The organism is Clostridioides sp. ES-S-0123-01, from assembly GCF_020658415.1.
Taxonomy (GTDB): Bacteria; Bacillota; Clostridia; order Peptostreptococcales; family Peptostreptococcaceae; genus Clostridioides.
This window is the reverse complement of the sequence record NZ_JACVWD010000001.1, coordinates 173,464-195,281: the sequence shown is the minus strand read 5'-3', so window position 1 is coordinate 195,281 and position 21,818 is coordinate 173,464. Positions and strand designations below refer to the sequence as shown.

Below are 21,818 nucleotides of genomic sequence, written 5' to 3'. Positions count from 1 at the left end.
TTGTTTATTGCTTTATACAATGTATTTTTATTATTTTTATAATTCTTATTTTTAAAATTTATAATTAAAAATTATTTTTTTCAAATCAGATATGGTGTTTTTTATATTATCCAATCTTACAGTTTTTGCTTCTATAAATTTACCTTTAAACGACTCCAATAACCTCCATGAACTGTAATTTTTGTCTTTTTTAATACAAGGATATAATAATATACATCTTTTTGCATTTTCATAAGATGTTATATATGCATACATCTGATATATATCACTTGATCTATAGAAGATATTTGAATCCACTTCAATAGCTTTCCATTTTGTATCAATTATGATTTCAGATTCATATTTTGAATCATATAAAACTATATCTGGTCTTAAATTAAAAGTTTTCTTTCCTGTTTGCTCATTTTTTAAAAGAAATTTACTTTTATCTTGTATATACGTTTCTCTAAATTCATTATTCCATATATTTTTTATTAAGTTTCCGATATATTCTTCATATAAAATGTTTATTTCAAATAATATAGAAAATGCATCTTGATTATTTTCGCTGTTATCCATCGATAAATTTAAAAGTATAAGTTTCGCCAATGAGTAACAATCTTTAAATCTATCATTATTTTTATAAAATTTGTAATCCAATAGTTCTTCTCTATTTATATAAACTAAGTCCACATTATAAAAATAACTCAAAATTTTTTTTATCTTATTTTGAATTAAATTGTCATTTACTCTACATAATATAGATATACATGCCTTTTTTAAAACTTGATTCAAAAAATTATTTTCGCTATACTCATCATATTCACATTTTATTTTCATTGGAGATATATTTTTTTCTCTTGCATATTTACTTATTAATATCTTGCCTTTTACAACATTCGAATTATCTATCTTATTTATATATTCAAAATAAATCCCTCTCTTAATTTGCATTTGCATACTTTCAATAAAATACATAACAAAAAAATTCATGAGATTATAATTTTTTAAACTTGATTTTATATTTTCGTTTATTATAATTGGAATCTTATTACATGTAGAAAGCATTTGTAATAGCATTTCTCTATCTTTTACAATATCATTACTTAATGACAGCTTTGGAAGTATCTCCAATATTACATTTTCAAAATATATAACACCTACATAATTTATGAATCTCAGTTTTTTATATCTGATATCTATTATATTACTCTTTAACACATCATTATTATTATCCAGATATTTAAGTAATTTTTCATATTCAGTTTCTGTAAGTTCATTTTCACCATTACCTACTTTTATCCATTCATAAGTTTCCTTTACATATATATTTTTACTCATATATATTTTTTAACTCCTCAATAGATATATTTCGTTTTATACAATAATTAACTTTACTTTCCATTATTGATGAATTATTATTTTTAAATAATTTAGATGCTGTGATTTCTTCCTTATAAACAATATATTTGTCCTTTTCATTTTTACCTATACCACCTAAAATAAGTCCTACTTTTTCTGAGTCATAATAGAAATATTCTTGAAGAAGTGGTATTATTTTTTTTCTAAATACGGCCACTATATCATCAATATTTTCTACATTTAGTAAGTAGGCCTGTCCAATAACATGGTCTCTATCATATAAAAACTCTATTCTCTTATTAATTGTATATAGCATATTTTTAACATCTATTCCATCTACAACGGACAATAAATCATAGTCTGGCATAATTTCTTCAAAAGCAAATCTTCTTCTCAAAGCTATATCTAAAAGAGCTATGGATTTATCTGATGTATTCATAGTACCAATTATATATAAATTTGGAGGTAGAGAAAATCTTTCTTTTGAATATGGTAGTTTTACGATAGTTTGATTTGATTTAGTAAGTCTTTTATCATCTTCTAATAATGTTATTAATTCCCCAAATATTTTAGATATATTTCCTCTATTGATTTCATCTATTATTAAAACATAGTTTTCTGATTCTTCAAAATTAAAGTTCTCAACATCTTTTATATTATCAAGTACCAACATCTTTTTTCTTGCCTTTACATCTTCTATAGTTAAAGTATCTTTTTCTAACTCAAGATTTAGCTTCTTTTCAAGTTTCAACCCATCATAACATGCTTCTATAGATATTTCCTTCAATATACCATCTTCTGGCTTAAAATTACCTTCACCATCGGATTTGAGACCTTCTATAAACTCTTCATATCCATATGATTGATGAAAAGTACAAAATTCTACATTATTTTTATAATCTACATAACTTGTACAATCATTATTTTTTAAACTAGTTTCATTTATTAAATTATAAACTATTTGTTTTGCATTATATGTTTTACCCGTCCCTGGTGGACCATAAAGTATGGTATTTAATGGAATTTTATTAATACATCTTTTTATATATTTTTCAACTAAATTATTATTTTCAAAGATAACCCATGCATTTCCATCAATATTCTCTTTTTCATTTTCTATCCATTCTACAGGTAAAAAACATCCACCTTCTGAAGTAGTTATTTTGTCTTTATCAAAACCCTCTTTAACTTGACAAACACCAAATAAGCTTTTCATTGTATGGTCATTTTCGTAACTTACTTTTTCGCTATTATATACTAGAATATAATCATCTGTATTTATATTTTTCAAGTTTTCTAATTGTTCTAAATTAGTGGGTTGAATAAACAGTTCTTCATTCTCTACACACTTATCTACATCTATATAATAATAGTTTTTTAGGTACCATTTATTATTGTCATTTTCTTCTATTCTTTTTTTTAATGATTTATTATGTTGCAATTTAATAATGTCTAAATATGTATTTATATCTTCATTATTTAATTTATAAAACTCACTCGTATATATTTTACAATTTAAAACTGTATCAAATGTGTACATCCATTTTATAGGTAATGTATGACCCAAGATATGACTTAATTCATAACCATTTTCAAAACTTTCTTCAACAATACCAATAAGAACACTATACTTAATTTTTTCTTCTACATTTTGATATGCCTTATATAGAAAATAATCTCCTTTTTTAACTGAAATAAATTTTTTTATAAAATCTTTGTCATTACAGTTCTCATTAATGTATTTTTCAGATTTTTTTCCCATATTAAGCACTTTTTTTAAATTTATTTTTATATCAAATCCCAATGCAATTATGCTTTCTTCTTTAAAAATTTGTGGTGTATCTGTCTCTTGATAAAAAAATTCTTCCATTAGCCAATACTCTGTAACATTTATATTTTCAGACATATACTTCTCCTTAATATCTAAAATACATTAATTATATAACATTCCCACTTTAATCTTTCCATCTAAATTTTCTTTTAAGTATAAAGAAAATATTATTTCATAGCCTTCTTCTACCTTACTTTGAATATTATTCATCAAATCATTTAATTCAACTAGTGAAAATTTATCATTTCCTTCAACAAAAACTATACCTTTTTTCCCAATAAATTCTTCACCAAAATGTTCCATATTTTCAAATAAAATATCTACTATTTCACTGTGCTGTTTTGAATCTTCAAATTCTTCAAAAGAATACTTAATCCCTTTATCACTTATAATAGCTTCTTTTAAATCACTTATATCTATATTTATCATACAAGAGTCTGAAATAGATTCTATCATAACATTCATCAAATCAACAAATTTTAAAATACTATTTTCATTGACTTTAAATTCTCTATTAATTCCTAAGTCATCTTTATTTTCTTCTTCTGAAGAATTTATACCTATAGATAAAATTCGTCTTTCATTAGACATGTATGAAATAGCTTTTATAACTTCTCGACTTTGTTTATCTTCAGTTGAATATGCTAAAAATAATATGTCAACTCCATCTAAAAGACTTCTAACATATTCTTTTTCAACCTCTTGATTCATAGTAATTTTTTCTATATCCATATTTATTTTTACTTTTTCTTCTATTTCATTTATTATATTAATACCTTTAGCTCCAATACCAATTATCTTAGCATTCTTATTAAAACTTTCCATTATAATATATATCTCCTTAATAATTATTTAATTTTAACATTTTTAAATATTATATCATATTTTCTTCATAAAAATATTTTAACTCTTTAGCCCTATCATAAAGTAATTTATTCATAAATTTTGGTTCTATAACTTTAGCATCTTTTCCTATTGAAAATAATGTAGATATCCACCAATCTATTTCTTCATACTTTATAAATTTACTAATTGTTCCACTTCCATTTTCATTTAATTCTATATCCAAATCTAAAAAACTTCTAGTTATTTTAGAAATACCTTCTTTTGTGAGTAATACATGCAAATGAACAATTTCACTAGTTTTCTTAGTAATTGCCATCTCTTCATTTAACTTGCTATATACTGAATCTAGCCAACTTTTCAAACTTATACATGCTTTTTTAGACTCTCCTACTTTTTCAATTTCCAGTACTTTGTCTATACGTATTAGTATAATATTATCACTTTCATAGTCATACACTGGTGAAAACCAAAATCCTTCATTTAAATATATACCTATTGGGCATATTTTTTTCTCCAGCAACTGATTTCCAGATTTATATTTGATATTTAAAACACAAGAGTTTGATGAAGACCTGAAAAATTCAGTCACAATATTGGCATCAATATTTTTATAATTAGCTATAAACTCAATATATTTTTCAATGTTGTTTATACCTATTTTTGCACTACTTTCACGATTATAATTTATTTTTTTAATTATAGAATCAATTTCTTTTTTTATGTGTGAAAAATTGTAAACTTGTAGTGACTTAAATGCAAAAACTATAGACATAACTTCTTTTTCTGTAAATATAACAGGAGGTATATAGCTATTATTTAATACCCTATAACCTCCATTTCTACCTTTTTCTGCTTTAATTGGAAGCCCCATTTCATTTAATTCTATTAAATATCGTTGAATAGTTTTAGTTGAAAGATTAAACTTCTCTGACAACTCTTTGATTGTAAACTTTTGTCTATCATTAATATATGTCCAAACATCAGTTAATCTCTTTATCTTTGACAAATAAAATCCCCCTTATAATAATACTATTCTTAATTCACACTAATTTTTAATCTACAAAATAACTTTCTGCACTCTAAAACTTAATATCAATGATATTTCTATATTTTTTCATTAAAAAACAAAAGAATGGTACTCCTACCAAGGTTACTACTACAAATTCTCCAAAACCTACTTGTATCATCGATAATATTAGAGGAAGTCCAAAAAATATATTTAACATTAATCCAACTACAATTGCATTTATGATAGTAGGCCATATAGAAGCTATAATTAATGTGCTTTTATTTTGATCGCCTAACTTTCTAGTAATATACACTAAACTTGCACTTACAAATGTGGCAAATGTTCCAAAAATTATATCAGGTACACCATATGGACCTATTACATTGGCTAAAAAACAACCTAATGTAAGACCTACTATATATCCCTTATCTAAAAATGCTAGAAGCATCATAATCTCGGCTATCCTAAATTGTATTGGTCCATAACTTATAAATCCTAATGATAAAGTTAAAACTGCATAAATTGATGTAACAACTGCTGTTACTGCTATATTGGTACTATTTCTTCTCATATATCTCTCCTAGTGAAAATTTTATTGCTAAAAATTAATAATATAATTTTATTTTATACAAAATTTATAAACTTAAACAATAATTTAAAATAAATAAATTATTTTAACGAACTATTTTATTAATCTAATTTATATTATACAATAGAATACATATAAAATTAAATAGTTAGATTTTAAATATATGTTATAATTATCATATATATAAATTAAAATAAGTTTATATCTTAATTAAAAACATTAAAAAAGAGCCTTAAAATTAGGCTCTAATAATTTATTTTAAAATCAATGAACTCTAGCATCTTTTAATTTAGATAATATCATCCAAGTTCCTACACAATCAATTTCCAGCTGTTTCTCTATTTCATCATATAACATTTCTTGATATGATGTATTTAAAACAACATTTTCAACAAGTTTAGAAATTTCTTCTTCTACGAAGTCGATTTCTATTTGATTCTTCATTTCCTTAAAAAATACCCTTGCTTTTCTCTGACTTATTGAACGACCCTCAAAGCTGACTAAACATTCTAAAATGTTATTATCTCCTCTAAAATTATTTACTGCTCTCATATTATTTAGATTTCCAGCCAAAACATCATCCCCTTAGTTAATTTTATATTTTACAAGTAAAGTTTCATAATATTATAATAACTACTTATTAAATATCTTTCAACAGGTATGACATAACTGGTTGTTTAACATGTAAAACTAGTCTAAAATCTGTATAAAATACTTACTTATTCATTTCCATAAAAACTTTTTCAGGTGTAATAGGAAGTGTATTTACTCTAACCCCAACACCATTAAAAACAGCTTCTTGTATTGCTGGTAAAGGTGTATTTATAACAACCTCTCCAACAGATTTAGCTCCAAAAGGTCCTGTTGGCTCATAGTTTTCAACAAAATCAACTTCCACATTTCCAATATCACATCTAGCTGGAATCTTATATTGCATAAATGTGTTTGTATCCATGTTACCTTTTTCTGTATATCTAACTTCTTCAAACATTGCCATTCCAATACCTTGAACAATTCCACCTTCAACCTGTATCTTTGCTAAGTTTTTATTTATAACTGTTCCACAGTCCACTATGGCTACATAATTTAATAAGTCAACTTTTCCAGTTTCTTTATCAATTTCAGTTTCTGCAAAACCAGCTATAAAAGGTGGTGGTGATACTGGACTACCATGAGATGCGAGACCTATTAATTGATTAGTATTTGGTCCAATTGTAGAGTCAACTGCTATGTCAAATAACGAAGTACTGCATTCTTTACTAGTTAATTTTATACCATCAAATTCTAATTCGTCTTTATCTACACCTAGTTTAGTTGCTCCAGCAGATATTATTTTATCCCTTAAATCCTGAGCTGCCTTAACTACTGCCATCCCAGTTACATAAGTGGTACTTGAAGCATATGAACCTGGGTCATATGGGACCAAATCTGTATCTGCTGATATAACTGTTATATTTTCAATACTTGTCTCAAGAATTTCAGCAGCCATTTGAGCTAGAATTGTGTCACTTCCTGTACCCATATCAGTAGAACCTATCATAAGTGTATAGTCTCCACAGTCATTTAGTTTTATTTCAGCTGAAGATTTATCAAGCCCTTGTATACCAGAACCCTGCATAGTAATTGCCATACCCACACTTCTAACTTTTCCATTTTCAAGATGCTTACAAGGATATTTTTCATCCCATCCGATAAGTTCTTTCCCTTTATTTATACATTTTACTAAGTCTACACTATTTAAAGTTTTTCCATATGCAAAGGTAGTTTCACCTTGTGTTACTACATTTTTTAATCTCAAGTCCGTTGGGTCCATTTTTAATTTGTCAGCTAACATGTTTATAGTTGATTCAACAGCGAAACAGCCTTGAGAAGCTCCATACCCTCTAAGTGCACCTGCTGGCATTTTATTAGTATAAACTACATCTGCGATAAATCTTGTTGCCTCAACCTTATTATACATTGGTAAAGTCTTTTCCCCAACTAAGCCAATAGTTGTAGAAGCATGTTCTCCATATGCTCCTGTATCTGAAAGTGCATTTATATCGATAGCCTTTATTATTCCATCATTAGTAGCACCTAGTCGAACTTTTAGTTTCATTGCATGTCTACTAGTCGAACAATTAAAAGTTTCTTTTCTATCATATATTATTTTAGCTGGCTTACCTGTTTTTAAAGTTACAATAGCTGAAAAAATCTCAACACAAGCAGTTTGTTTACCACCAAAGCCACCACCAATTCTAGGTTTTATAACTCTAATTTTACTAGCTGGTAGTTCTAATGCACGGGATAGATGTCTTTTAACATGAAATGGTATTTGAGTTGAACTTACTACAACTAGTCTTCCAGCATGATCTAAATAGTTATATGATCTATACGTCTCCATCATTGCATGGGCTTGAGCTTGAGTATAATATGTTTCTTCAATCACTATGTCACAATTACTTAATACTTCTTCTATATCACCTTTTGTATAGTCATGATGTGACACTATATTCTTTTCTCTCTGCATACCTATTTCAAAATTACAATGTCTATCTTCATCATGTACTATAGTTTTATTTCCGATTGCCTCTTCAAAATTCAAAACAGGTGTTAGTACTTCATAATTTACCTTTATAAGATTCATTGCTTTAACTGCACTTTTTTCATCTATAGCTGCAACTATGGCTACCTCATCACCAACATATCTCACAACATCTTCAAGAATTAGCCTATCATAAGGTGATGGCTCTGGATAGGTTTGACCAGCAAGTGTAAATCTAGATTTTGGTACATCTTTATATGTTAAAATACATTCAACACCATCAACCATTTCTGCCTTTGATGTATCTATATCTTTTATCTTTGCATAAGCATAAGGGCTTCTAAGTATCTTTACTATTAAAGCATCTTTTGCTGCTAAATCATCAGTATATACAGGTTTTCCTGTTGTTATACTCATTCCATCTATTTTTTCAATTCCTTTTCCAACTATATTCATATTCTACTTTACCTCCAGATAAGTTTTGATAGCTCTTAACTGTCCCATATATCCTGTACATCTACATAAATTTCCTGTTAAATAATGTTTTATTTCTTCGTCTGTAGGGTTCTTAAGCTCATCTTTCATTGCAAGTACAGTAAGTATAAAGCCAGGAGAGCAGAAACCACATTGTTCAGCTCCTTCTTTTACCAAAACTTCACTAAATTCTTTAACTTCATTTTCTAAACCTTCAATTGTAGTTATCTCTTTATTTAAAACTCTCAAGGTTAATGTCGCACAAGATAATGTAGGTTTCTTATCTATTAAAACTGTACAGAGACCACAACAACCTGTATCACAACCCCTTTTTACACTTAAATTGCCAACTTTTCTTAAGGTATCAACCAAATATTCTTCTGGCTCTATATCAATATTTTTCATTTTTCCATTTATATTAAGCTTTACTAACATTAAATAACCTCCATTATAGCTCTTTTTAAAAGTACTTTACTCATAGCTTTTCTATAGTCTTTAGATGCTCTCATATTAGAACCAAATGTTAATTCCTCTGAAGCTATTTCTATTGCCCTATCTATATTAGCTTTATTAATTTCATTATTAGATAAAAATTCACTAGCTTTTTTTGCAATCATAGCTTTTTGAGGTCTTGCTCCTACACATAACTTAAACTTCTTACCATCTTTTGAAACAGACACATTCAAAATAGGGTAATCACTTTTTGCATTTCTCAATGACTTATAAGAGGCTTTTTTATTTTCCTTCTTTATATACACCTTAGTCAATAAGTCCTTCCCATAATCTCTATCTAAAAACTCTTCAAGGCTAATTCTCCCACCCTTATATAACTCTACTTCTGTATCTAATGAAAGCAATGCCACTATCAAATCAGAAAACCCATATTTAGAAAAGACTGTTGCACCAACTGTTACTACATTTCTAAACTGAATTCCTATTATATCTTTAACTGAATCTTCTATTATTTTACCAAAATTATCTTTTATTATTGAACTTGTTTCCAATGTTCTAAAAGTAGTCATAGAACCAATTTCAACATACTCTTTATCTTCTTTTATATAATCTAGGTTTAGGTTAGATAACTCTATTCCTGTTCCTATTCTTTTTTTCCCCATTCTTAAAAAAGCACTTCCACCAATTACTTGATTAGTTTTTCTTTTATTTAAAATTGAGTACGCTTCTTCCACTGTATCTGGTTGTACAATATCTATAACCGTAAACATAAATTTCCTCCCTTATTCGCTATTCTTATTTTAAATACAACTAATTATATCACAGCTTCAACAAATTTTGATAATAAATATATGCAATATGTAAATTATGTAAATTCATTTTTACATAAAAAATAGCTACTTCAATAATTATCACTAGATAACCTTAAAATAGCCATTATTATGTATCCTTTAAAGTGAAAAACTAAAAAGTTGATACCTTTTCGCTTATATTTATCACTTCTTCTTCTAATAATCCAAGTTTTTTAGCTACCAATTTTGTAGTGCTTCCTTGTATTACTAATGTAATTAATATAGACATAAATACTACTGATGAAATTACTTCATATCCAGGAACTTTCATTGCTGAAATAATACCACAAAGTGCAGCTGGGATTACACCAGTTTCTCTTACCCACATCATGAACAATATTTCATTTTTACTCCATTTTGCTTCTCTGTCTGCAAGTGCACATACTAAGACACAAATTGGTCTTGCTATAAACATTAATACTAGCACTGCAATTACAGATGGTACAAAATATTTACCTAACTGAGCCAAATTAACTTGACTACCTAATATTATGAATATCGCCATACGACAAATAGTTCCTAAAGTCTCAGCAACATAAAAATCTGCATCATAAGATTTTTGGCTTAACCATATTTTAAAGTTTTTCTTGTTACCAGTTATTATACCTACAATAAAGCAAGACATATATCCACTTCCGCCTAATTTTGTAGATAATTCATATGCAACCACAACTGAAATAACAGATATTATTGGTGCAAAATCTTTAAATATACCATATGGCTTATCATTAACCAATTTCAAAAGCAGTATTCCTGTAATTAGACCAACTACAATTCCTACAACAACCATTGTACCTAATTCATAAATATTGGCACTTAAAGAAAACTTATTTGATAAAATTACAGCTAACACTGCTGATGTTAATATAGCTCCTGTTGCATCATTAAAAGCTGATTCACTTATTACAGTTTGTTTTACTCTATCCTTTATCTTCACTTGATTAAATATAGGTACAAGAGTAGCAGGGTCTGTTGATGCTATTATAGTTCCTGCTAATAAAGCAGTCATTGCACTTACTCCAAAAGTAAATCCTATTACTTGTTGCATTATAAAAGCAGATATCACTACTCCTACAGTAGCTAGTAAAAATACAGATATCTTTACATTTTTCAAAACTTTTAAACTTATTTCTTTTCCACCTAAATATAATATAAATGCAGAACCAAATGTAAGTATCAGTTGATTCTCTATTTGGAATCCACGAATATCTATAAATTTCAAAAATGATGGTCCTATTAAAATACCTACAAGTAAAAATAATACAACATCTGGAACTTTTACGATTTCGCTAAGTTTGCTGCAAATTATTCCAGTTATACTCACAATAGCAAAAATTATCAATAAATTATTGCTGGCAATTGTATGTATAGATGATTCCATGTCAGTCTCTCCTCCTAATATGCATGTATACAACATATTCATTTATTCATTTTACTATACAATTATAGCACAGAAATAAATGTTATCAATCATATTTTTTATCACTTGCAACTTTACCTTCATTTTTGACAATTAAATAACGCTCATATAATTTTATCTTTTTTTTCTTGCCAAGAAAAGGTTGATTTTGTCAAGTTTTATGCATCTATAAAATAACGTTGTCCCCCATACAGGTGCATTTTAGACGATTTTCGACTTTTTTTATCATTAAAATAAGTTTAAATTTAACAATAAAACATCTCATTATATTATTTTTTTAAAACACACCATTTTCAACTACTTCATTAACTTGGACGATTGATTTTTTTCTTATCTATTCTATCTCCAAGCATACTACCTATATTTTTACTTGGATATAGTTCTTCAGCAATTTCGATTTTATTATCACTATTTTTTTTAATATTAGAATTACTCATTTGTTTTTCATTTTCTTTATTTTGTTTCATATTTTCTCCTTTTCTAAATAATATAGAGTTTGTATTTATTACTTATTATTTCAAATTTCTATAATTTTAATCAAAAAAGGGAAATATCTCAATACAATACAGCTTATTTTAGCAGTATATTTATATTTAGAATTTCCCTAATAATAATTTTATCGATTAAATTTTACAAACTAAGTAATTTATATTTCTTTTTATTTTCTAATAATTAAACTTTTTCAATAACTTCTCCTAAACTAGAATTACTTTTGTTATCATGTTTCCAGTTATTCAATGTATAATGTGTTCTGAATGTAAACAATCCTGAAATTATTAATAACATATAATATACAAATCCACTATACAAAAGCACTGAATATCCCAATAATTCTTTTGGAATTATGTTTGAGAACATGGTAAAAAATGTAACTTCATTTGCTCCAACATTTCCTGGTGTTGGAACTGGTGATATTGCCATGTATAAAAATACTTGCAATGTCATTATATGTATATATGATACTCCTTTTAAATTTGAAGCTTTATATACACAATAAACTATACTAAAGTATGCTATAAGTTGTAGTGCAGTAAGCAATATGCTTAAAAATAAAATCCTTACATTTTTGATAAATATTTTTATAGAATAATTGTAGTCATCAATATAATGATTTATTCTATCTCTTTTTAAATCTAAAAACTTAAATGCTTTAAATTTAGATAAAAAATTAATCAAAACCTCTGCTATCATTTTTACTTGCTTAGGACTAAATACTATTAAGAGTCCTCCTAATAGCATGCTTACATTCATGGTCATCCCAGCGGCGATTAAAACTCTAACTGAATGCACTTGTTCCATTAATAATGACTTATTCAATAAAATTAAAATTCCACAAAATATAGTAACTGTACTTTGAAATACAACTGTCTTATTAGTAACTATGGCTACAGATTTACTGAGACTAACATCATACTTTGTAAGTGCATATATTTGCATTGGCTGACTCCCAGATGCAAAGGGAGTAACTAAATTATAATAAAATCCCATTGTAGCCATTTTGATACCTATAAATTTTACTTTTGTTTTTTGAACTGCATTTATTATCAAATGTGTCACAATAGATTCAATTATCATATATATTAACATTATTAGTATGCCAAGAAATATATAGGTTTTATTTACTAGACTTATAATTTTAGGTATTAGTTTTACATCTAAAGTGGTTGATACTAAATAAGTAGTAATACATATCAAAAATATCAGAAATCCATATTGAATAAAATCTTTCTCTTTTTTGGATAATTTTCTCATTTATTTTCTCCTAAATTTTTTCATATCACTATACAATAGTATACTACTTAGCATATTCTTTGCAATACTTTAAAAAATAAGTCTATTTTTAACACAAATATATCTATAAATTTTTAAATATTTTTACTCCTTTAGTGGAAATAATTCTCCATAGCATAAAGTCTAATATAAGTGTAAGCACACTTGCTAAAATCAAATATATATTTAGAAATGAAACTTTCAATAACATATATGTGCCTCCAAGTATAACTATATAAATTAATGATACTAATATTGTAACTATCATACTTGCACTTCTTTTTACTACCGCCACTTCATTTTTCCAATCAAGGTTTGGATAAAGTAAATTTGATAACAATCCCATTAAAGCTACAAACATTGACATAGTTACAATCAAGCAACTTGCTACCATCACGAACTGAATTTCAAAGTTTAGTTTTATAGACACTAATATTAGACATAAAACAGATAATGGTGCATTTAATAAAAAATTCATCAATATTTTTGACCAAAATATCTCCCTTTCATCTATTGGAGAAGACTTTAGTATCCATAGATTCTTTCCTTCAAAAGAAATTGAACAATATGTTGTGCAGTTCATTACTATTATAAATAGAAACGCACCTAATAACTGTATTTTTATAATACTAAAATCTATATTCATTTTTAGTAACTCACCTATTTTATCAGCTCCAAATGCCAACACACCGATTGTAGCCACTATTAAAAATAACAGACCAATAGATGAATTCAAAAAGTAAATAAATGAAGAAGTATATCTTCTAAATTCTTTTTTCAATAGAGCCTTTGAGGGTGTTGAAATTTTTTGACTTTTAAATTTATAGTTTTTAGTCTTATAACTTTCACCCATTCTAGCATTTATCTTTGTAAATCCTTTTGCAAACAGAGTCACAAAGATAAAGAATGGTATTAATGATGTTGCCATAAACATTAAAAATGAAACTATACTTCCAGTTTTAAGAGCATCAACAAAATAGTATATAGGTGGATATATTTTATTAATTGTTTCTGAAATAGATGCACTATTTTTTAATAACTCAACTGATATAGAGTTTAGTTTTGACATAAGTACAATATAAGCCAAAATTAATATTACATTACCTATGATTAACACTAAATTTTTATATTTTAGCTTTGATGATAACTGTCCTATAAATAAGAAAATTATTGATGAAACAACTATTGGTAGTAATGGCAGAGCCAAAAATAATAATATTAAGTAAGGAAAATAGGTTATACTTACATTGGCATTAAAAAAATAAACTACTGCTGGTATAATCATACACACTGAAGAAAACAAATAATTAGTTCCAACTAACATTAATATTTTACTAGCCAATATAGTAGATTCTTTTATTGGCAAACTAGTTAATAACTCTAAATCCTTCGCTTGAAATAGATATGATGAAGTTTTATATAATGATGTAACAATTGCCATTACTGTTGATAATCCAAAGCCAAACACAAGCAACATTTCCATTTGATTTATTTGTTTTAAAATATCAACTAGAGAAAGGCTTAAACTTGTTACATAAAATATTAATAGCCCTACTACAACAACTATTGAAAACATCATTCCTATTATTTTTTGTTTTTCTTTGCTGTCTATATTTTTTAAAGCATTCAATTTAAACTCATTTATTATATTAGTTTTTATTAATATACTTAGATTACTCATAATTTATCATACCTCACTTTAGACATTATATTCTGTAAAAATAGCATTTTATTTTTCTATTAATTCCATAAAAATATTTTCAAGAGAATTGTTTCCTTTCACTTCTTCAGTAGTTCCATAAGCAATTATATTTCCATCTTTTATTATGGCAATCTTATCACAGATTTTTTCAGCAACTTCTAATACATGCGTTGAGAAAAATATACAACCATCTTTTTTACAAAACTCCTTCATGATTTCCTTTAATATAAAGGAAGCTTTTGGGTCAAGACCTACAAAAGGTTCATCAAGAATTAGAATTTTAGGATTATGGATTAAAGCTGAAATTATAGCTAGTTTTTGTTTCATTCCATGTGAATACGAAGATATTAAATCTCCTAATGCCCTATTAATTTCAAATTTATTTGAATAGTATTTTATTAATTCCTCTCTTTCATTTTTATCTACCTCAAATATATCTGCTATAAAATTAAGGTATTGTATTCCAGTTAGATCTTCATATAAATCTGGATTATCAGGAATATACGCCATTTCCTTTTTGCACTCAACAGATTGTTTTTTTATAGATTTAGAGTTTATAAGTATTTCTCCTCCCTCAAAATCATGTATCCCAACAATTGCTTTAATAGTAGTAGTTTTTCCTGCACCATTATGACCTATAAAGCCAAAAATCTCTCCATCATTTACCTCAAATGAAATATTATTTACTACCTTTTTATTTTTATATGATTTAGATACATTACTTATCTTTAACATAATTTCCCTCCATGTTATATATTATAGTTTTAATACTTGTTATATATAATATATAACAAGTATTAAACAATTGCAACTACAATTTGCTAAATTTTTAAATTTAAGTATTAGACAATTGTAAAAATACTGAACTCAATATAAATATACAAAAAACATCTATATTTACTTCTAAATTGCACATAATTATAAAATAATGTATAGTTCGATTTGACTAAACAATGTATAATAAGAAATAGTTAACTACAATAATATAAGTTTTTAATAGAAGGAGCAAAAGATGAACACATTTGAACAATTAAAGATAAGTTCTACTCTAATAAATGGACTTAAAAAACAAGACATAACTTCTCCAACAGAAGTTCAGTCACTTGTTATAGAAAATATAATGCAAAATAAAGATTTATTAATCAACTCACAAACTGGAACAGGAAAAACACTTGCATATGTTTTACCTATATTTGAAAGAATTGATACATCAAAAAGAGAAACTCAGGCTCTTATACTTGCACCAACACATGAATTAGTAATGCAAATTACAAATCAAATTGAATTATTAGCAAAAAACTCAGAAACTCCTTTGACTTCACTATCCTTAATTGGAGAAGTTAATATACAAAAACAAATAAAAAATATAAAGGCTATAAAACCACATATAGTAATAGGAACTTGTGGAAGAGTTTTAGACTTAATAAAGCAGAAGAAGTTAAAATCACACAACATAAAAACTATCGTTTTAGATGAAGTGGACAATTTGTTGAATGGTAAAAACATAACTTGTGTAGAAGACATAATAAAAACTACATTAAGAGATAGACAAATCATAGGTTGTTCTGCAAGTCTTACAGATAGTACTATAAAAATTTGTGATAAATTTATGAAAGAATTTGAATTAATAAAAACAAAAGAAAAGTCACAGATAAATCCTAATATAAATCATACATATATGTTAGGGGAAATAAGAGATAAATTTAATTTTCTTAGAAAAACATTAGCTGCTACAAACCCAAAAAGAGCTATTGTATTTGTAAACAATGAAAAAAACATAGATGTTATAGTATCAAAATTAAACTATCATAATTATAAAGCAATTGGAATATTTGGAAATATGCCAAAAGAGGATAGAAAAAATGCAATAAATAAATTTAAACTTGGAAAAGCAAAAATTTTAGTTACAACAGATTTATCTGCTCGTGGACTTGATATAGTAGATATAAGCCATGTTTTTAATTTAGATTTTCCAAATAGTAAAAATGAATATCTGCATAGATGTGGTAGAACTGCTAGAGGAAACCGAAGTGGAGATACTATTTCAATAATAACAAAAAAAGAATTAGATATTATAAAAGAATTGCAAAAAGAATTTAATATAACAATTGTGCCTAAAACCTTAGAAAAGGGAAAATTAGTAGATATATCTAAGTAATACAAAAAAATAAGAACTGTAACTTCTTCTCAAAATAGATTAGAAATTACAGTTCTTTATTTTATTGAATTAAATTTTTAAACAATATCTATTATAATAGCCAAAGTTTTATTATAAATAATATAGCAAGAACAATCATTACTACTGAAACATGTTTCTTATCTTCAGCCTTTTTAGCTCCAAATATGTTGTAAAATACATTTACAAAAACATAAGTTAATATACCTAGAGTTAAACCATCACCTATACTATAAGTTAATGCCATACAAGCAATAGTAACGAAAGCTGGAACACCTTCAGTTATATTGTCAAACTCAATATCTTTAACTGTACCAAGCATCAAGTACCCAACATAAATTAAAGCTGGTGCTGTAGCACATGATGGAATTGCTATAAATACAGGAGAGAAAAACATTGCAACTAAGAATAAAACACCAACTGTTACTGCTGTCCATCCAGTTCTACCACCTGCAATAACTCCTGTTGAACTCTCAACATAAGTTGTAACTGTAGATACTCCAAGCCCTGCACCTACTGTAGTTGCAACTGCATCTGTAAGCAAAGCTCTACCTACATTAGGAACATTTCCTTTTTCATCTAGCATATTTGCTTTAGAGCAAACCCCTACTAATGTACCTACTGTATCAAAGAAATCAACAAATAAGAATGTACAAACTATTACAAAGAAACCACCTATATTTGTTGGATGTAATACATATCCTAAATCTATTTTACCTGCTATCGGTGCTAAACTTTCAAACTTGAATATTCCACTAGGTAAGTATATACCTAATTTTTGTGCATATTCTGGATTCATAAATGCAAATCCCCAAGCAAGTAATGAACTTACTACTATTCCAAAAAGGATAGAACCTTTAACTCTTTTTTTATCTAATACTGCTACAATTATTAATCCTATGCAAGCTATTATTACTGCTGGAGTAAATTTCCCCATCTTTATAAGAGTAGCTTGATCTCCAATTACGATTCCACAATTAACTAAACCTATAAGTGCAATAAATATACCTATACCACCTGTAACAGCAAGCTTCATATTCTTTGGTATTGCATTTACAACAGCTTCACGAACTCCACTTACTGATAATATTATAAAAATGATACCTTCTACAAATACCGCTGTAAGAGCTACTTCCCAAGGAACCCCCATTTGTAAGACTACTGTGTATGCAAAAAATGCATTAAGACCCATACCTGATGCTAAAGCAAAAGGAAGATTTGCAACCATTCCCATTAAAATACATCCAAATGCTGCTGCTAGACATGTCCCTGTAACAAGAGCACCTGCTGGCATCCCTGTTGCTGATAAAATGTTTGGATTTACAGCTATTATATAAGCCATAGTTAAAAAAGTAGTTACACCAGCAATTACTTCTTTCTTCATGTCGACATTTTTATTAGTCAAAATTGGAAAAAGTTTCTGCATGGTACTACTGTTTGTTGTTTGCATAACAACACCTCCTATTAAATTTTACAAAAAAACGACGCAGTAACTAATAAGCTGAGTCGTATCCTTCATAATTTAGTTAAATAAATATTTATTTAACTAAATAATAGTATACATAGTCAGAATATTTACGGTATTCCGGTAGAAACTTATGACCCGTATTGTCAAAATTATATGTTATACAATATAAAACATGAATTTTTCTTTACGAATATTATTTTAATTTATATAGTTAATTTTGTCAATATATGCGTATATATTAGAATAAATTTGTATTAATATTCGATTATATTAAATGTTAATTTTCTATATCTACGTCATACTTATATTCTTTACATTTTTATAAAATATATGATTATTTAATACAATTTATTTATAGTACAGATATAAAGTTTATGTTAAGATTATATTATATTTATTATAGCAAATTGATAATTAATAATTTTTAAATTTGGAGGAATAAGGGTGAAAGATTTAACTACAGGTCATGAGGGAAAATCTATATTCTTTTTTGCTATGCCTATGCTTATTGGTAGTTTATTTCAACAACTATACAATACTGCTGATAGTATTATAGTTGGTAGATTTATTGGTAAAGAAGCTATGGCAGCAGTCTCAGGTGCTAACCCTATAATGTTTTTGCTTGTAGCAATGCTTATGGGTGTCAGTCTTGGTTTTTCTATTTTAATTTCACAGTTTTATGGTTCAGGAGATTTAAAAAAAGTAAAAGCTACTATTGATACTACATATATACTTTTATTTATTGGCTCTATATTGATAAGTGTTATTGGAATAGTATTTGGAGGTCCTATGCTTAAGCTTATGAATACTCCAGAATCAGTTTTTAATCAATCAAAACTGTATCTTACTATAATATTTGGTGGAATCTTATTTTCTGCTGGATATAATTCAGTAAGTGCAATACTTAGAGGACTTGGAGATTCAGTAACTCCACTTTATTTTTTAATAATAGCCACAATTTTAAATATAGTTTTAGATTTAACTTTTATTGTTGTCTTGAAAATGGGAGTTGAAGGTGTTGCACTTGCCACTATAATGGCTCAAGCAGTATCATTTATAATTAGCATAATATATTTAAATAAAAAACATGAAGTACTTAAATTTAAGATTAAAGGAATTGTATATGACAATAAAATATTTAAAGATGGTCTTAGATTAGGACTTCCAAGTGGAGTTCAACAGATGTTATTTTCAATTGGCAACATGGCTCTTCAATTTTTAGTTAATGGTTATGGTACATCTGCCATGGCAGCTTTTGGAGCTGGTCTTAGAATAGAAAACTTTATAAGCTTACCTATCATGAACCTTGGTTCTGCTGTTTCCACTTTTGTTGCTCAAAATATAGGTGCTGGAGAAAATGAAAGGGTTAGAAAAGGAATTCGTGAATCTATAAAAATGGCTTTAATTCTAGCAATTGTTGTCGTTGCCTTAATCTTATTATTTAGAGAAAACTTAATTTCTCTATTTAATACAGACAAAGATGTCATTAAAATTGGTTCTTCTTACTTATTTATAATAGGACCTTTTTTCTTATTTATTGGTACTTCCTTTGTACTTTCAAGTGCAATGAAAGGTGCTGGTGATTCTATGTTTGCTTTGATGAGTTCAGTCGTATCTTTATGGCTTGGAAGAATTCCTGCTTCTTATTTATTTTCTAGATTATTTGGAACAGATGGAATTTGGATGGGTATACCTTTTGGTTGGACTTTAGGTCTTATTGTTACAGTCATCTATTATAAAAAAGGTTATTGGAAAACTAAAGCTATTGTAAATCATAGAATTAATGAATAATCTTTTAATAAAATGTATTCACCTTCATTATGATATAATAAATTATGGAGGTGGATACAAAAAATGGATATTATTCTTAAACCAAAACAATTTTGCATGACTATTATGGTTACTATAATTCTTTACTTCTTTCTAAATTATAGTTTCAATATAAAATTTTCTATATGCTTATCGTTTTTAACTATCTTAATATGGGCTGTAGACTCTGTTGAAAAAACTGTAGTTGCACTAGTCTTTGTAATATTAGCTTTTATTTTTAATATTGCACCTTTGAAAGTCATTTTACAATTTTTATTTACAGAAAATTTTTATATAATAATCCTTGCTTACATAATTACTAATGCAGTTGCAAAGACAGGTGTTGCAAAAATTATTTCTGAAAAATTAATTTTAAATACTGTAGATACCCCTAAAAAAATGATTTTTTTATCATATATTTTAGGTGTATTATTAATATTTTTCATACCACAGCCATTTCCAAGAGTCATTCTTGTGTCAGCTTTTTATAAAGAATTTTTTAAAGAACAACACTTAGCTGATGATTCAAAATCTATACTTCTCTTTAGTATATTTACAGCATCTACATTTACATCAATGTTTTTTGTAAATGGAGATACTCTTTTAAACTATGTAGTCCTAGAACTTGGAAATTGTAATATAAACTGGGGGCAGTGGACTTTTTATATGTCTGTTCCAACTATAATTACTTGTTTTATAACTTATTTTTTATTTATAATTGTTTTTAAAAAAGAATTATCTTTAATAAAATTTACTTCTTATGATAATCTTAATTCTAATAAATTTCAATTTTCATATTCTAATCTAAAAAAAGAATTTTGTTTATTAAGTGATGAACAAAAACATGTATTTTTATGTTTAGGAATAATGTTTTTTATGTTCTTAACTCAATTTATTCATAATTTAAATACACTAATTATAATGTCTATTTGTGTACTTCTTTTGTTGTTAAAAGGAATAATTGGTTTCAATACTTTAAAAGAAATAAATTGGAAAGTTCTCATTTTTTTTGTAGCAGCATTTTCAATTGGAGGAGTACTAAAGTATTCTGGAGTTGTTGATATAATGGGAAACTATTTAATAAAATTAATTCCAAACTCTTCAAAAACTATTTCAATATTATTTTTAATAACCCTGACAATAATACTGAATATATGCCTTGGAAGTGCTGTCACTACATCCTCCGTGGTGATACCATTACTTGGAAGTTTACATATATTGAAAGAAAATAGTATTGTTCTTTGCCTTTTTGTTTATATTGTAGTAAGTATACAATACATATTGCCTTTTCATCATGCAACAATAATGGTTGGACATGGTGAGAATCTATATAATAGTAAGGTTATTTTTAAGTATGGTTTGACTTTAATTCCTTTAACCTATTTTATAATAATCTGTATAACCTTCCCTTGGTGGAGATTTATAGGTCTAGAAGTTTAACAAAGATGAAAATATGAATTTTCTTTTTAATAATTTAGAACATTATTATCTTAAGTTAATTCATATTTTCATCTTTTTTATAAAAATCTATTTATAAAATTGCATAAAAACTAAT

18 protein-coding genes and 1 riboswitch are annotated in these 21,818 nt (G+C 26.7%); of the genes, 3 read left to right on the top strand and 15 right to left on the bottom strand.

Annotation, left to right across the window (positions count from 1 at the left end; genetic code table 11):
* Positions 1-51 precede the first annotated feature (51 nt).
* From IC175_RS00825 to IC175_RS00760, 14 genes are all read right to left on the bottom strand, one after another.
* A complete protein-coding gene (locus tag IC175_RS00825) occupies positions 52-1,320 on the bottom strand; it encodes an McrC family protein (protein WP_227830596.1) in 1,269 nt (422 codons plus the stop codon).
* Positions 1,313-3,247 (bottom strand): AAA family ATPase, encoded by a 1,935-nt coding sequence (locus tag IC175_RS00820; protein WP_227434742.1) that lies wholly within the window; start codon positions 3,245-3,247, stop codon positions 1,313-1,315. The genes IC175_RS00825 and IC175_RS00820 overlap by 8 nt, the downstream gene beginning before the upstream one ends.
* Before the next feature lie 27 nt (positions 3,248-3,274).
* A complete protein-coding gene (locus IC175_RS00815) occupies positions 3,275-3,997 on the bottom strand; it encodes a cell division protein (protein ID WP_227434743.1) in 723 nt (240 codons plus the stop codon).
* Positions 3,998-4,046: 49 nt separating this feature from the next.
* Positions 4,047-5,024, bottom strand: a complete 978-nt coding sequence (locus tag IC175_RS00810; protein WP_227482571.1) for a helix-turn-helix transcriptional regulator — start codon at positions 5,022-5,024, stop codon at positions 4,047-4,049.
* 73 nt (positions 5,025-5,097) lie between these two features.
* Positions 5,098-5,598, bottom strand: a complete 501-nt coding sequence (locus IC175_RS00805; protein WP_227850995.1) for a QueT transporter family protein — start codon at positions 5,596-5,598, stop codon at positions 5,098-5,100.
* A 282-nt stretch (positions 5,599-5,880) separates the two neighbouring features.
* Positions 5,881-6,189 carry a hypothetical protein gene (locus IC175_RS00800; protein ID WP_227434746.1) on the bottom strand — a complete coding sequence of 103 codons (309 nt, stop codon included), beginning with the start codon at positions 6,187-6,189 and terminating at the stop codon, positions 5,881-5,883.
* A gap of 142 nt (positions 6,190-6,331) precedes the next feature.
* Positions 6,332-8,596, bottom strand: coding sequence for a xanthine dehydrogenase family protein molybdopterin-binding subunit (locus IC175_RS00795; protein WP_227434747.1), 2,265 nt, complete (start codon positions 8,594-8,596; stop codon positions 6,332-6,334).
* Positions 8,597-8,599: 3 nt separating this feature from the next.
* Positions 8,600-9,049: a (2Fe-2S)-binding protein gene (locus IC175_RS00790; protein WP_227434748.1), complete on the bottom strand. Its 450-nt coding sequence runs from the start codon at positions 9,047-9,049 to the stop codon at positions 8,600-8,602.
* Positions 9,049-9,837, bottom strand: a complete 789-nt coding sequence (locus tag IC175_RS00785) for an FAD binding domain-containing protein (RefSeq protein WP_227434749.1) — start codon at positions 9,835-9,837, stop codon at positions 9,049-9,051. The genes IC175_RS00790 and IC175_RS00785 overlap by 1 nt, the downstream gene beginning before the upstream one ends.
* Before the next feature lie 193 nt (positions 9,838-10,030).
* Positions 10,031-11,299, bottom strand: a complete 1,269-nt coding sequence (locus IC175_RS00780; protein WP_227850994.1) for a cation:proton antiporter — start codon at positions 11,297-11,299, stop codon at positions 10,031-10,033.
* Positions 11,300-11,643: 344 nt separating this feature from the next.
* Entirely contained in the window at positions 11,644-11,805 is a 162-nt protein-coding gene (locus IC175_RS00775; RefSeq protein WP_227482569.1) for a DNA polymerase III, read from the bottom strand.
* A gap of 205 nt (positions 11,806-12,010) precedes the next feature.
* A complete protein-coding gene (locus tag IC175_RS00770) occupies positions 12,011-13,090 on the bottom strand; it encodes a lysylphosphatidylglycerol synthase transmembrane domain-containing protein (protein WP_227434752.1) in 1,080 nt (359 codons plus the stop codon).
* A 103-nt stretch (positions 13,091-13,193) separates the two neighbouring features.
* Positions 13,194-14,789 carry a putative ABC transporter permease subunit gene (locus IC175_RS00765; RefSeq protein WP_227434753.1) on the bottom strand — a complete coding sequence of 532 codons (1,596 nt, stop codon included), beginning with the start codon at positions 14,787-14,789 and terminating at the stop codon, positions 13,194-13,196.
* 48 nt (positions 14,790-14,837) lie between these two features.
* On the bottom strand, positions 14,838-15,545 hold the full coding sequence (locus IC175_RS00760) for an ABC transporter ATP-binding protein (protein ID WP_227434754.1): 708 nt from the start codon (positions 15,543-15,545) through the stop codon (positions 14,838-14,840).
* 277 nt (positions 15,546-15,822) lie between these two features.
* On the opposite strand from IC175_RS00760, the gene IC175_RS00755 reads away from it, so the two are divergent.
* Positions 15,823-16,968, top strand: coding sequence for a DEAD/DEAH box helicase (locus IC175_RS00755; RefSeq protein ID WP_227434755.1), 1,146 nt, complete (start codon positions 15,823-15,825; stop codon positions 16,966-16,968).
* A gap of 91 nt (positions 16,969-17,059) precedes the next feature.
* Here IC175_RS00755 and IC175_RS00750 read toward each other — a convergent pair whose 3' ends face one another.
* Positions 17,060-18,436, bottom strand: a complete 1,377-nt coding sequence (locus IC175_RS00750) for an NCS2 family permease (RefSeq protein ID WP_227434756.1) — start codon at positions 18,434-18,436, stop codon at positions 17,060-17,062.
* Positions 18,437-18,529: 93 nt separating this feature from the next.
* A riboswitch (purine riboswitch) is annotated at positions 18,530-18,632 on the bottom strand.
* A gap of 266 nt (positions 18,633-18,898) precedes the next feature.
* Between IC175_RS00750 and IC175_RS00745 the strand changes: the two genes are divergently transcribed.
* Positions 18,899-20,245: an MATE family efflux transporter gene (locus tag IC175_RS00745; protein WP_227434757.1), complete on the top strand. Its 1,347-nt coding sequence runs from the start codon at positions 18,899-18,901 to the stop codon at positions 20,243-20,245.
* A 63-nt stretch (positions 20,246-20,308) separates the two neighbouring features.
* A complete protein-coding gene (locus IC175_RS00740) occupies positions 20,309-21,703 on the top strand; it encodes an SLC13 family permease (RefSeq protein WP_227850993.1) in 1,395 nt (464 codons plus the stop codon).
* The last annotated feature ends 115 nt before the right edge of the window (positions 21,704-21,818 follow it).

Coding starts and splice junctions, on each gene's coding strand:
- IC175_RS00825 (WP_227830596.1), bottom strand. CDS start 1,320: ATGAGTAAAAATATATATGTAAAGGAAACTTATGAATGGATAAAAGTA.
- IC175_RS00795 (WP_227434747.1), bottom strand. CDS start 8,596: ATGAATATAGTTGGAAAAGGAATTGAAAAAATAGATGGAATGAGTATA.
- IC175_RS00755 (WP_227434755.1), top strand. CDS start 15,823: ATGAACACATTTGAACAATTAAAGATAAGTTCTACTCTAATAAATGGA.
- IC175_RS00820 (WP_227434742.1), bottom strand. CDS start 3,247: ATGTCTGAAAATATAAATGTTACAGAGTATTGGCTAATGGAAGAATTT.
- IC175_RS00765 (WP_227434753.1), bottom strand. CDS start 14,789: ATGAGTAATCTAAGTATATTAATAAAAACTAATATAATAAATGAGTTT.
- IC175_RS00790 (WP_227434748.1), bottom strand. CDS start 9,049: ATGTTAGTAAAGCTTAATATAAATGGAAAAATGAAAAATATTGATATA.
- IC175_RS00815 (WP_227434743.1), bottom strand. CDS start 3,997: ATGGAAAGTTTTAATAAGAATGCTAAGATAATTGGTATTGGAGCTAAA.
- IC175_RS00775 (WP_227482569.1), bottom strand. CDS start 11,805: ATGAAACAAAATAAAGAAAATGAAAAACAAATGAGTAATTCTAATATT.
- IC175_RS00780 (WP_227850994.1), bottom strand. CDS start 11,299: ATGGAATCATCTATACATACAATTGCCAGCAATAATTTATTGATAATT.
- IC175_RS00750 (WP_227434756.1), bottom strand. CDS start 18,436: ATGCAAACAACAAACAGTAGTACCATGCAGAAACTTTTTCCAATTTTG.
- IC175_RS00770 (WP_227434752.1), bottom strand. CDS start 13,090: ATGAGAAAATTATCCAAAAAAGAGAAAGATTTTATTCAATATGGATTT.
- IC175_RS00805 (WP_227850995.1), bottom strand. CDS start 5,598: ATGAGAAGAAATAGTACCAATATAGCAGTAACAGCAGTTGTTACATCA.
- IC175_RS00740 (WP_227850993.1), top strand. CDS start 20,309: ATGGATATTATTCTTAAACCAAAACAATTTTGCATGACTATTATGGTT.
- IC175_RS00785 (WP_227434749.1), bottom strand. CDS start 9,837: ATGTTTACGGTTATAGATATTGTACAACCAGATACAGTGGAAGAAGCG.
- IC175_RS00760 (WP_227434754.1), bottom strand. CDS start 15,545: ATGTTAAAGATAAGTAATGTATCTAAATCATATAAAAATAAAAAGGTA.